Origin of the sequence: Streptomyces sp. CB03238 (genome assembly GCF_002099185.1) — a bacterium.
In the GTDB taxonomy this organism is placed as follows: domain Bacteria; phylum Actinomycetota; class Actinomycetes; order Streptomycetales; family Streptomycetaceae; genus Streptomyces.
This window is the reverse complement of sequence record NZ_NBCN01000031.1, coordinates 37,198-50,257: the sequence shown is the minus strand read 5'-3', so window position 1 is coordinate 50,257 and position 13,060 is coordinate 37,198. Positions and strand designations below refer to the sequence as shown.

Annotated in this window: 9 protein-coding genes; all 9 read left to right on the top strand. The window is 69.3% G+C overall.

The window, feature by feature from the left end; all coding sequences use genetic code 11:
- Positions 1-28 precede the first annotated feature (28 nt).
- The 9 genes from BKD26_RS35095 (at position 29) to recQ (ending at position 12,629) form a co-directional block, all read left to right on the top strand.
- Positions 29-952: a sugar ABC transporter permease gene (locus tag BKD26_RS35095; RefSeq protein ID WP_084906653.1), complete on the top strand. Its 924-nt coding sequence runs from the start codon at positions 29-31 to the stop codon at positions 950-952.
- 11 nt (positions 953-963) lie between these two features.
- Positions 964-1,902, top strand: a complete 939-nt coding sequence (locus BKD26_RS35090) for a carbohydrate ABC transporter permease (RefSeq protein WP_084906651.1) — start codon at positions 964-966, stop codon at positions 1,900-1,902.
- Between the two features lie 206 nt (positions 1,903-2,108).
- Complete coding sequence (locus BKD26_RS35085; RefSeq protein ID WP_084906649.1) at positions 2,109-3,308, top strand: ROK family transcriptional regulator; 1,200 nt, start codon at positions 2,109-2,111, stop codon at positions 3,306-3,308.
- Positions 3,309-3,439: 131 nt separating this feature from the next.
- Positions 3,440-4,534 (top strand): substrate-binding domain-containing protein, encoded by a 1,095-nt coding sequence (locus BKD26_RS35080; RefSeq protein ID WP_241519001.1) that lies wholly within the window; start codon positions 3,440-3,442, stop codon positions 4,532-4,534.
- Positions 4,535-4,874: 340 nt separating this feature from the next.
- Positions 4,875-5,669 carry an ATP-binding cassette domain-containing protein gene (locus BKD26_RS35075; RefSeq protein WP_084906645.1) on the top strand — a complete coding sequence of 265 codons (795 nt, stop codon included), beginning with the start codon at positions 4,875-4,877 and terminating at the stop codon, positions 5,667-5,669.
- The gene (locus BKD26_RS35070; RefSeq protein WP_073755193.1) at positions 5,666-6,949 is read left to right on the top strand and encodes an ABC transporter permease; all 1,284 of its coding nucleotides are present in this window, start codon (positions 5,666-5,668) and stop codon (positions 6,947-6,949) included. The genes BKD26_RS35075 and BKD26_RS35070 overlap by 4 nt, the downstream gene beginning before the upstream one ends.
- 163 nt (positions 6,950-7,112) lie before the next feature.
- Entirely contained in the window at positions 7,113-9,032 is a 1,920-nt protein-coding gene (gene dxs, locus BKD26_RS35065; protein WP_084906642.1) for a 1-deoxy-D-xylulose-5-phosphate synthase, read from the top strand.
- A gap of 155 nt (positions 9,033-9,187) precedes the next feature.
- Positions 9,188-10,699: an amino acid permease gene (locus BKD26_RS35060; RefSeq protein ID WP_084906640.1), complete on the top strand. Its 1,512-nt coding sequence runs from the start codon at positions 9,188-9,190 to the stop codon at positions 10,697-10,699.
- Between the two features lie 82 nt (positions 10,700-10,781).
- Entirely contained in the window at positions 10,782-12,629 is a 1,848-nt protein-coding gene (gene recQ / locus BKD26_RS35055) for a DNA helicase RecQ (protein ID WP_084906638.1), read from the top strand.
- The last annotated feature ends 431 nt before the right edge of the window (positions 12,630-13,060 follow it).

Genomic DNA, 13,060 nt, shown 5'->3' with positions numbered 1-13,060 from the left:
CAGACGAGGGGAAGGGCCGGGGAGCACCATGCAACACGGCAAATACCGATTCATCGTGGGCTTCCTGGCCCTGCCTCTGCTCATTTACGGCGTTTTCGTCATCTCGCCGTTCGTCCAGGCATTCCAGATCTCCATGACCGACTGGTCCGGTCTGGTGGGCACCGCGGAGTTCGTGGGCCTGGACAACTTCAGCAAGCTGTGGGAGAGCGACGAGTTCTGGAACGCGCTGCGCCACAACGTCTACATGCTGGCGCTCGTCCCCGTCGTCACGCTCGCGCTGGGCCTCTTCTTCGCCTTCATGCTGAATGTGGGCGGCCGGCGGCGGAAGAACGAAGTCGTCACCGGTGTCGCCGGCTCGAAGTTCTACAAGTTCGTCTTCTTCTTCCCGCAGGTCATCTCCATCACGATCATCGCGGTCATCTGGTTCAACATCTACAACCCCGACCCGGACGACGGCATGCTCAACTCCCTGCTGGGTGCGGTCGGCCTGGAGGGCCTGCAGAACTCCTGGCTGGGGGAGAAGAGCCTCGCGCTGTGGTGCATCAGCGCGGTCATGGTCTGGGGTCACGTCGGTTTCTACGTGGTGCTGTTCTCCGCCGCGATGGCCTCCATCCCCCGGGACATGTACGAGGCGGCCCTGCTCGACGGCGCCAACCGCTTCCACACCTTCTTCCGGATCACCCTCCCGCTGCTGTGGGACACGGTCCAGACCGGCTGGGTGTACATGGGCATCATCGCCCTGGACGCCTTCGCGCTGGTCCAGATCATGTCGGTGAACATGGGCGGCCCGGACGGCGCCACGGACGTCATGCCGCTGCGGCTGTACCTGACGGCCTTCCGGGACAGCCAGTTCGGCTACGCCTCCGCCATGGGCGTCGCGATGCTCATCGTCACCATGACGTTCGCAGTGCTCACGATGCGTTTCGCGCGCCGTGAGCGGATCGAGTACTAGGGGTACGGCGGATGACGACCGAAGAGATCGAAGAGGTCGAAGCGGTGACCAAGCAGGAGTCCCCGACGCCTGCCAAGGTCACCCGGCGGCTCGGCCCGACGACCGGCCGCACCTCCGAGGGCGGGGTGCTCAACGTCTTCTCCCACGGCATCCTCGTCGTGTGGGCGCTGATGGTGGGCGTGCCGCTGCTGTGGGTGGCATGGAGCGCCTTCAAGGACAGCAACGGCATCCTGACCGACCCGTGGGGCCTGCCGACGGTCCTGCGCTGGGAGAACTGGTCCAACGCGTGGAACGACGCGAACATGGGCCAGTACTTCACCAACACGGCGATCGTGGTCGGCGGGTCCGTGATCGGCACGATGGTGCTGGGGTCGATGGCCGCGTACGTCCTGGCCCGCTTCACCTTCCCCGGCAACAGGTTCATCTACTACCTGTTCGTCGCCGGCATGTCCTTCCCGGTCTTCATGCTGGTCATTCCGCTCTTCTTCGTCATGCGGGACTTCCCGGGCAGTTCGCTGCTGGCGACCTACCACGGGCTGATCCTGGTCTACATCGCGTACTCGCTGCCCTTCACCGTCTTCTTCATGACGGCGTTCTTCCGTACGCTGCCGACCTCGGTGGCCGAGGCGGCGATGATCGACGGTGCCTCGCACACGCGGACGTTCTTCCAGGTGATGCTGCCGATGGCCAAGCCCGGCCTGATCAGCATCGGGATCTTCAACTTCCTGGGGCAGTGGAACCAGTACCTGCTGCCGATGGTGCTCAATCAGCAGGAGGACAAATACGTCCTCACCCAGGGGCTGGCGATGATCGCCCTGCAGCAGGGTTATGAGAACGACTGGGGCGCCCTGATGGCCGGAATGATGATTGCCATGCTGCCGGTGCTGATCGTCTACTCGGTCTTCCAGCGTCAGGTGCAGTCCGGTCTCACGGCCGGTGCGCTGAAGTAGTTCACGTCACGAACCGAAACGGCTCGTCGGTGGAGTGATTGCTCCCGACGGGCCGTTTCCGTACGTCATGCAGGTAAATATCCGTTTCCTCCGCATCTCATTCGCTCATCAGAGGCCGACAACGCTCAAGGTCTTGACGGGGACCAACCCAAAAGGCTCAGCTTAGAGTTCACATGTTGGAGAAAACGGCAGGAGTGAGTGAGTCGATGGAGACTCCGGGGTCGCAGACATCTCTGCATCGGGCCAATCTCGAGCGGGTCGTGCGCGCGGTGCGTATGGCCGGTTCGCTCACCCAGGCGGAGATCGCCAGGAGCACCGGCCTCTCCGCCGCCACGGTCTCCAACATCGTCCGGGAACTCAAGGACGGCGGCACCGTCGAGGTGACCCCCACCTCCGCGGGCGGCCGCCGGGCCCGCAGCGTCTCGCTCAGCGGCGACGCCGGCATCGTCATCGGCGTCGACTTCGGCCACACCCACCTGCGGGTCGCCGTCGGCAACCTGGCCCACCAGGTGCTCGCCGAGGAGTCCGAGCCGCTCGATGTCGACGCCTCGTCCGAGGAGGGCTTCGGCCGGGCGGAAGCGCTGGTCAAGCGGCTGATCGCGGCCACCGGGATCGGCCAGGACAAGGTGGTCGGCGTCGGCCTCGGCGTACCCGGCCCCATCGACGTCTCCTCCGGGACCCTCGGTTCCACCTCGATCCTGCCGGGCTGGACCGGCATCAACCCCAGCGAGGAGCTCTCCGGCCGCCTCGGCGTGCCGGTGTACGTCGACAACGACGCCAACCTCGGCGCGCTCGGCGAGCTGGTCTGGGGCGGCGGGCGCGGCGTCAAGGACCTGGCGTACATCAAGGTCGCCAGCGGTGTCGGCGCCGGTCTGGTGATCGACGGGCAGATCTACCGGGGCCCCGGCGGCACCGCCGGGGAGATCGGCCACATCACGCTCGACGAGTCGGGTCCCGTCTGCCGCTGCGGCAACCGCGGCTGCCTGGAGACGTTCACCGCCGCCCGCTACGTCCTGCCGCTGCTCCAGCCCAGCCACGGGGCGGACCTGACCATGGAGCGGGTCGTGCAGCTGGCGCGCGAGGGCGACCCCGGCTGCCGCCGGGTGATCGGGGACGTCGGCCGCCACATCGGCAGCGGCGTGGCCAACCTGTGCAATCTCCTCAACCCCAGCCGCGTCGTCCTGGGCGGCGACCTCGCCGAGGCCGGGGAACTGGTCCTCGGGCCCATCCGGGAGTCGGTCTCCCGGTACGCCATCCCCAGCGCCGCCCGGCACCTGTCGGTCGCTCCGGGGGCCCTCGGCGGCCGCGCCGAGGTGCTCGGCGCGCTCGCCCTCGTACTGAGTGAAATGGGCGATTCGACCCTTCTTGAGAGCGCCCTGTCGCCGGTCGCTCCTGCGTTCACTTAGATAACGGATGGCACCGTTGTCATCTCGTTGTCAATTTACTCCTTGACGACGACGTTACGGCCGAGTTGACTTCCAGCCACCTCGGCCGCAACGTCGCGGCCTCGTCAGGGAGGCAACCCCACATGAACGCAATGACGCGACGCATCGTCATAGGCACGGCAGCGGTTTCCATGGCCGCTTCCCTCGCCGCTTGTGGCAAGGCGGGCGACGGCGGCGACACCGCCGGCGGCAGTGGAGGCGACAGCAAGACCATCGGTCTGCTGCTGCCGGAGAACAAGACGACCCGCTACGAGACCTTCGACCGCCCGATCATCGAGGCGAAGATCAAGGAACTGTGCGACGACTGCGAGGTCAAGTACAACAACGCCGCGCAGGACACCGAGACCCAGAAGAAGCAGTTCGACGCGCTCGTCACGCAGGGCGTCAAGGTGATCATCCTCGACTCGGTCGACTACAAGGCCACCAAGTCCTGGGTCCAGGGCGCGGAGAAGCAGGGCGTCAAGGTCGTCGCGTACGACCGTCTCGCCGAGGGCCCGATCTCCGCGTACGTGTCGTACGACAACGAGAAGATCGGCCGCCTGCAGGGCGAGGGCCTGGTCAAGGCGCTCGGCGCCAAGGCCAAGGACAGCAACGTCGTCATGATCAACGGCTCGCCGACCGACCCGAACGCCCCGCTGTTCAAGAAGGGCGCGCACAGCGTCCTGGACACCGGCGTCAAGAAGGTCGTCTACGAGCAGGACATCCCGGACTGGTCCCCGGACGAGGCCAACAAGAAGATGGGCGCCGCCATCGACTCCCTGGGCAAGGACGGCTTCCAGGGCGTCTACTCGGCCAACGACGGCATGGCCGGCGGCATCATCACGGCCCTGAAGAAGCAGGGCATCAAGGTCCCGGTCGGCGGCCAGGACGCCGAGCTCGCCGGTCTCCAGCGCATCCTGACGGGTGACCAGGCCTTCACGATCTACAAGCAGATCAAGCCGGAGGCCGAGACCACGGCGGAGATCGCGGTCCGCCTGCTCAAGGGCGAGAAGATCGACGACCTGACCCCGACGAAGGTCACCAGCCTCACCGGCGAGTTCAAGGACATCCCGGCCAAGCTGTACGACGCGCAGATCGTGACCAAGGAGAACATCGCCTCCACGATCATCGCGGACAAGGTCTACAAGGCCGCGGACATCTGCACGGCCGAGTACAAGGCGGCCTGCGCCGCGGCCGGCATCAAGTAGCCCGCCCCGCCCCGCCCCCTCCCGGACCGGTCCGGCGCCCGCGCTCCACGCCCCGCAAGCACGGCCGGGCGCCGGACTCCCCCGGGGCCCCCGGGGCCTCCCGCCCTGGCGGCCCCCGGTCACCGGCTACGGCCGGAGCCAGTGTCCCCGACAGTCGGCCAACCGGCCGCGGGCAGCGGCCTCAGCCTCGGCCACCCGGCCACGGCCACCCGGTCACGGCCACGGCCACCCGGCCACCGGCCCCGGCCTCCGGCCGGGCCGCGGCAGGTGTCGGTTCAGCCTTCCGTCCACCCCCCAAGCTCCACGTACCACCATCCCCGCCGGACAGGCGGCGAAGGAGATGATTCACGTGTCCGCTACGCCCGTGCTGGCGTTGCGCGGAGTCTCCAAGCGGTTCGGCGCCGTCCAGGCGCTGACCGACGTAGACCTGGAGATCCACGCCGGTGAGGTCGTCGCCCTGGTCGGCGACAACGGCGCCGGCAAGTCGACGCTCGTCAAGACCATCTCGGGGGTCCACCCCATCGATGAAGGCGCCATCGAATGGGAGGGCAACGCGGTCAGGATCAACCGGCCGAACGACGCCCAGGACCTCGGGGTCGCCACCGTCTACCAGGACCTGGCCCTCTGCGACAACCTCGACGTCGTCGCCAACCTCTTCCTCGGCAGCGAGCTGAAGAGCCTCTCCGTCCTCGACGAGATCGCGATGGAGAAGCGCGCCAAGGAGCTGCTGGACACCCTGTCCATCCGCATCCCCAGCGTCCGCATCCCCGTCGCCTCGCTCTCCGGCGGTCAGCGCCAGGTCGTGGCCATCGCCCGCGCCCTGATCGGCGACCCCAAGATCGTCATCCTGGACGAGCCGACCGCCGCCCTGGGCGTCGAGCAGACCGCCCAGGTCCTCGACCTGGTCGAGCGGCTGCGCGACCGCGGTCACGGCGTCATCCTCATCAGCCACAACATGGCCGATGTGCGCGCTGTCGCCGACAAGGTCGCCGTCCTCCGCCTGGGCCGCAACAACGGTGTCTTCGACGTCAAGGACACCACCCACGAAACGATCATCGCCGCGATCACCGGCGCCACGGACAACGCCGTGACCCGCCGGCAGGCGCGTACGGCCACGAAGGAGGACGCGAAGTGAGCGACCTCACCAAGACCCCCGAGAACGAGACCCAGGGCTCCGCCGCCCCGATCCCGGCCGTCGACCCCCGCCTTCTCGTACGCGAGGAGGGCCTCAAGGGCTACTGGACCGAGTTCACCCGCAAGGTGCGCGGCGGTGAGCTGGGCTCCCTCCCGGTCTTCATCGGCCTGATCGTCATCGCGATCGTCTTCCAGTCCCAGAACAGCAACTTCCTGTCCGCCAGCTCCGTCGCCAACATCGCCGTCTACACCTCCGGCCTCGGCATCATGGCGGTCGGCATCGTCTTCGTCCTGATCCTCGGTGAGATCGACCTGTCGGTCGGTTCCGTCGCGGGCGTCGGCGCCGCCGTCTGGGCCGTGCTCAATGTGAGCAACGGCATGAACGACTGGCTCGCCGTCGCGATCGCCGTCCTCTCCGGCCTCGCGCTCGGCCTGCTCCACGGCTTCTTCTTCGCCAAGATCGGCGTACCGGCGTTCGTCGTGACGCTCGCCGGCTTCCTCGGCTGGAGCGGCCTGCAGATCTGGCTCATGGGCCAGGAAGGCTCCATCAACGCCCCCACCGGCAGCGTCGTCGAGCACCTGACCGGCTACTACTTCGAGGACAAGGCCGCCGCCTACGGCCTCGCCCTGGTCGCCGTCCTCGCCTACGCCGCGTCGCTACTGCTGGACAGCAAGCGCCGCAAGGCGGCCGCCCTGCCGGCCCGCCCGGTCAGCGAGATCGGCTTGCGCGCCGGGGTCGTCGCGGTGCTCTGCTTCGTCGTCGCGTACGTCCTGAACGAGCCCGCCGGCGCCCGCGGCCTGCCGCTCGCCCTGGTGCTCTTCCTCGCCGTCCTGGTCGTCGCCGACTTCGTCGCCCGCCGCACCACCTTCGGCCGGCAGGTCTTCGCGGTCGGCGGCAACGCCGAGGCGGCCCGCCGCGCCGGTATCAACGTCGACCGCGTCCGGATCCTGGTCTTCGGCCTCTCCGGCCTGCTCGCCGCCTTCGGCGGCCTCTTCGTGGCCAGCCTCTCCGGCGGTGCCACCAAGAGCCTGGGTGGCGGCAACACCCTGATGCTCGTCATCGCGGCGGCCGTCATCGGCGGCACCAGCCTCTTCGGCGGCCGCGGCAAGGTCTGGTCCGCGCTGCTGGGCATGATCGTGATTCAGTCGATCCAGCAGGGCCTGAACATGCTGGGTATGGCCTCGGAGATCCAGTACATGATCACCGGCGCGGTGCTCCTCGCCGCCGTCGTGATCGACTCGGTCTCCCGCCGTACGCAGAAGACCGCTGGTCGCGCATAGTGTGACCCTCGCAATGCCCGGCGCCCTCAACCGGCGCCGGGCATTGCTGCGTCTGAGCCAATGGCTGACGCATTACGCACCGCCCGATGACCATCGTCCGGGGCGGAACATTAGACTCGACAAAATCGGCAGCTCGACCAGCTCAACACGCAAGGAGGCACGGGTGGCTCTGCTGACCCGTATCACGGGCCCGCGCGATCTCGACCGGCTCTCCCCGGAGCAGCTGGACCAGCTGGCCGCGGAGATCCGGTCCTTCCTGGTGGACGCCGTCTCCAAGACCGGCGGGCACCTCGGGCCGAACCTCGGCGTGGTCGAGCTGACCATCGCCCTGCACCGCGTCTTCGAGTCCCCGAAGGACAAGATCCTCTGGGACACCGGCCACCAGTCCTACGTCCACAAGCTGCTCACCGGCCGCCAGGACTTCTCCAAGCTGAAGATGAAGGGCGGCCTGTCCGGCTACCCTGCGCGCGCCGAGTCCGAGCACGACGTCATCGAGAACAGCCACGCCTCCACCGTCCTCGGCTGGGCCGACGGCCTCGCCAAGGCCAACGAGGTCCTGGAGAAGGACGACCACGTCGTCGCCGTCATCGGCGACGGAGCCCTCACCGGCGGTATGGCCTGGGAGGCGCTCAACAACATCGCCGAGGCCAAGGACCGCCCGCTCGTCATCGTCGTCAACGACAACGAGCGCTCCTACGCCCCGACGATCGGCGGCCTCGCCAACCACCTCGCCACCCTCCGTACCACCGACGGCTACGAGCGCTTCCTCGCCCGTACGAAGGAGATCCTCGACCGCACGCCGGTTGTCGGAAAGCCGCTGTACGAGACGCTGCACGGCGCCAAGAAGGGCCTGAAGGACTTCATCGCCCCGCAGGGCATGTTCGAGGACCTCGGCCTGAAGTACGTCGGCCCCATCGACGGCCACGACATCGAGGCCCTGGAGTCCGCCCTGACCCGCGCCAAGCGGTTCGGCGGCCCGGTCATCGTGCACTGCCTCACCGAGAAGGGCCGCGGCTACCAGCCCGCCCTCGCCGACGAGGCCGACCGCTTCCACGCCGTCGGCAAGATCCACCCGGACACCGGCCTGCCGATCTCCTCCTCCGGCGCCGACTGGACCGGCGTCTTCGCCGACGAGATGGTCAAGCTCGGCCACGAGCGCGAGGACATCGTCGCCATCACCGCCGCCATGCTGCAGCCGGTGGGCCTCGACAAGTTCGCCAAGGCCTTCCCCGACCGGGTGTACGACGTCGGCATCGCCGAGCAGCACGGCGCCGTCTCCGCGGCCGGCCTCGCCACCGGCGGGCTCCACCCGGTCTTCGCGGTGTACGCGACGTTCCTCAACCGCGCCTTCGACCAGGTCCTGATGGACGTCGCCCTGCACAACTGCGGAGTGACGTTCGTCCTCGACCGGGCCGGCATCACCGGCACCGACGGCGCCTCCCACAACGGCATGTGGGACATGTCGATCCTCCAGGTCGTCCCCGGCATCCGGATCGCCGCCCCGCGCGACGCCGACCAGGTCCGCGCCCAGCTGCGCGAGGCCGTCGAGGTCGACGACGCGCCGACCGTCGTGCGCTACTCCAAGGGCGCGGTCGGCCCGGCCGTCGAGGCCATGGGCCGTATCGGCGGCATGGACGTGCTGCGCGAGGCCGGCACGGACCGGCCCGACGTCCTGCTGGTCTCCGTCGGCGCGCTCGCGCCCATGTGCCTGGAGATCGCCGACCTGCTCGACAAGCAGGGCATCTCCACCACCGTCGTCGACCCGCGCTGGGTCAAGCCGGTCGACGAGGCCATGGCGCCGCTCGCCGACCGCCACCGCGTCGTCGTCACCGTCGAGGACAACGGCCGCGTCGGCGGCGTCGGCTGCGCGGTCGCCCAGGCGCTGCGCGACGCGGGCGTCGACGTACCGCTGCGCGACTTCGGTATCCCGCCGCGCTTCCTCGACCACGCCTCCCGCAAGGAGGTCATGGCCGAGATCGGGCTGACCGCCCCCGACATCGCCCGCCAGGTCACCGGCCTGGTCTCCAAGCTGGACGGCCGGTACGAGGACGAGGACGCGGAGATCGAAGCCGCCCGCGACTGACGTCCCCGCATCCCGCCATTGGACCGGTCGGAGTACCCCGAGGGGTTTCCGGCCGGTCCTTTCGTGTGAAAGGGCCCCTCAGGACGGGCGCAGTCCCGCACCCCTCTCGATCATGGGCGACAGAGGCCGATGGCTACGGAGGTACGCCGGTGAGTATGGGCCAGCAATCACGCGACACCGGGATGTTCCGGACAAAGAGCATCGAGCAGTCGATCCAGGACACCGAGGAGCCCGAGCACGCACTCAAGAAGTCGCTGTCCGCCTGGGACCTGACGGTCTTCGGCGTCGGCGTCATCATCGGCACGGGCATCTTCGTCCTCACCGGAAAGGTGGCCAAGGAGACCGCCGGCCCGGCCACGGCCCTCGCCTTCGTCACGGCGGGCATCGTCTGCGCGCTGGCCGCCCTCTGTTACGCGGAGTTCGCCTCGACCGTCCCGGTGGCCGGGTCGGCGTACACCTTCGCGTACGCCTCCCTCGGCGAGCTGCCGGCCTGGATCATCGGCTGGGACCTCGTCCTGGAGTTCGCCCTCGGCACCGCGGTGGTCGCCGTCGGCTGGTCCGGCTACGTACGCTCACTGATGGACAACGTGGACTGGCACCTGCCCGCCGGGCTGCAGGGGCCGGACGTGGCGGGCGGCACCTTCGACCTCCTGGCCTTCCTGCTGGTGCTGGTCCTGACGGTGATCCTGGTGCTCGGCATGAAGCTGTCCGCCAACATCACGGCCCTCGTCGTGGCCATCAAGGTCACCGTGGTCATGATCGTGATCATCGCCGGCCTGTTCTTCATCGTCGGCGACAACTACTCGCCGTTCATCCCCGACCCCGTCACCCCGCCGGCCTCCTCCGGCTGGGACGCGCCGCTGGTCCAGACGATCTTCGGTTACGAGCCGACGAACTTCGGCGTCATGGGCATTTTCACCGCCGCGTCCGTCGTCTTCTTCGCCTTCATCGGCTTCGACGTGGTGGCCACCGCCGCCGAGGAGACCAAGCTGCCGCAGCGGGACATGCCGCGCGGCATCCTCGGCTCGCTCTTCATCTGCACCATCCTCTACGTCGCCGTCTCGCTCGTCGTCACCGGTATGCAGCACTACAGCCAGCTGTCGGTGAGCGCCCCGCTGGCCGACGCCTTCAAGGCGACCGGGCACCCCTTCTACGCCGGTGTGATCAGCTTCGGCGCCGCCGTCGGCCTGACCACGGTGTGCCTGATCCTGCTCCTCGGCCAGACCCGGGTGTTCTTCGCGATGAGCCGCGACGGGCTGCTGCCGCGGTTCTTCTCCGTCACACACCCGAAGTTCCGCACCCCGTACCGCCCCACCATCCTCCTCGGCGTGCTGATCGCCATCATCGCCGGCTTCACCAGCATCAACGAGCTGGCGACCCTGGTGAACATCGGCACGCTCTTCGCGTTCGTCGTCGTCGCCCTCGGCGTGATCATCCTGCGCCGCACCCGCCCCGACCTGCACCGCGCGTTCCGCACCCCGTGGGTGCCGTTCATCCCGATCCTCTCGGTCGCCGCGTCGGTGTGGCTGATGCTCAACCTGCCGGGCGAGACGTGGTTCCGCTTCGCGGTCTGGATGGCCGCCGGTGTCGTCGTGTACTTCGTGTACGGACGCCCCCGGAGCCGCCTGGGCGGTCGCGTGCGCGCGGCGAGCACGAAGGCCCCGTAGCGCGGGCCGCAGCCCTACCAGACAGTCGGCCGCCCCGTTCGCCGTTTGGGCCGTTCGGGGCGGCCGCTCGTAGAATCGCCGGATGACTTCCCCCGGCGACGACCACGTGGACCACGAGACCGACCACGCCCTGCGGGTGCTGGGCAAGGTCTTCGGCTACGACTCCTTTCGCGGCGAGCAGCGGGAGATCATCGAGCACGTGGTGGGCGGCGGTGACGCCCTGGTCCTCATGCCGACCGGCGGCGGCAAGTCGCTGTGCTACCAGATCCCCGCGCTGGTCCGCCCGGGCGTCGGGGTCGTCGTCTCGCCGCTGATCGCCCTCATGCAGGACCAGGTCGACGCGCTGCGGGCGGCCGGGGTACGGGCCGGGTTCCTCAACTCCACGCAGGACCTGGACGAGCGGCGGCTGGTCGAGGCCGAGTTCGCCGCCGGTGAGCTGGACCTGCTGTACCTGGCGCCGGAGCGACTGCGGGTCGAGTCGACGCTCCAGCTGCTCCGGCGCGGCACGATCTCGCTGTTCGCCATCGACGAGGCGCACTGTGTCGCCCAGTGGGGCCACGACTTCCGCCCCGACTACCTCCAGCTGTCCACCCTCCACGAGCGGTGGCCGGACGTGCCGCGCATCGCCCTGACGGCGACCGCCACCCGGGCCACCCACGCCGAGATCGCCACCCGGCTGAACCTCACCGGCGCCCGGCACTTCGTGGCGAGCTTCGACCGCCCCAACATCCAGTACCGCATCGCCCCGAAGAACGAGCCCAAGCGGCAGCTGCTGGAGCTGATCCGCGGCGAGCACGCGGGCGACGCGGGCATCGTGTACTGCCTGTCCCGGGCGTCCGTCGAGAAGACGGCGGCGTTCCTGGTGGAGAACGGCATCGCCGCCGTCCCCTACCACGCGGGCCTCGACGCCCGCACCCGCGCCGAGAACCAGTCGCGGTTCCTCCGCGAGGACGGACTCGTCGTCGTCGCGACGATCGCCTTCGGCATGGGCATCGACAAGCCCGACGTACGCTTCGTCGCCCACCTCGACCTGCCGAAGTCGGTGGAGGGCTACTACCAGGAGACCGGCCGCGCCGGCCGGGACGGCCTGCCCTCCACGGCCTGGCTGGCGTACGGGCTCCAGGACGTCGTCCAGCAGCGCAAGATGATCGACGGCTCCGAGGGCGACGCCGAGCACCGCCGTCGGCTCGCCGCGCACCTCGACGCCATGCTCGCCCTGTGCGAGACGGTCGAGTGCCGCCGGGTGCGGCTGCTGGCGTACTTCGGCCAGGAGTCCACCGCCTGCGGCAACTGCGACACCTGCCTGTCGCCCCCGAAGTCCTGGGACGGCACGATCGCCGCGCAGAAGCTGCTGTCGACGGTCGTACGCCTCAAGCGGGAGCGGAACCAGAAGTTCGGCGCGGGCCAGATCATCGACATCCTGCTCGGCCGCAAGACGGCGAAGGTCATCCAGTTCGACCACGACGCCCTGAGCGTCTTCGGCATCGGCACCGAGCTGAACGAGTCCCAGTGGCGCGGCGTCGTACGCCAGCTCCTCGCCCAGGGTCTCCTCGCCGTCGAGGGCGACTACGGCACGCTCGTCCTGACCGACACCTCCGCCGACGTCCTCGGCGGCCGCCGCGAGGTCCTGCTGCGCAGCGAACCGGACCGCCCGGCCCGCGCGGCCAAGGCGCCCAAGCGGGCCCCGGTCGCCGACCTCCCCGAGGAGGCGCTGCCGGTCTTCGAACGGCTCCGCGCCTGGCGCGCGGCGACGGCGAAGGAGCAGGGAGTCCCCGCGTACGTCATCTTCCACGACGCCACCCTCCGCCAGATCGCCGCCGCCCCGCCCTCGACCCTCGCGGAGCTGGGCGGCGTCAGCGGCGTGGGCGAGAACAAACTCGCCAAATACGGCGAGCACCTCCTCGCCGCCCTCGCGGAACCCGAGTCCTGACCGGCCCGGCCCGGCCCCGCGGGTTCACCCGCATCCACTGTCCCTCGCCCCGGCGCCGGCCGCCCACCGGGCACGGCTCCCAGCCCCGTTGTGGCCAGTCGCCCCTCCGGGCGGTGCCTCCCGCTCCCCGTTGTGGGCAATCGTCCCGCAGGGCGGGACGGGTGGGCACAACGGGACCGGGGCGGTGCCCTTGTGGCGGTTCCTCTCGGGGCGGTGCCCGTTCCCGGTTCGCTCCGGTGCCGTGCGGGTCGGCGGCCTGCCGGGGGGTGGGGGGCGTGGCCCCTCCGGGCTCACCTCCTCGAGGCCGGCGGCCTTGGGTACGAGGCTTGGGAGCCGTTTCGAGGCCGCCAACCTCTGCGGGGGCGACCCTGCACGGCCCCACCCCGGCCGGTGGCCATCTGCGGGCGGTGGGAACGGAGGCACGGCTCCAT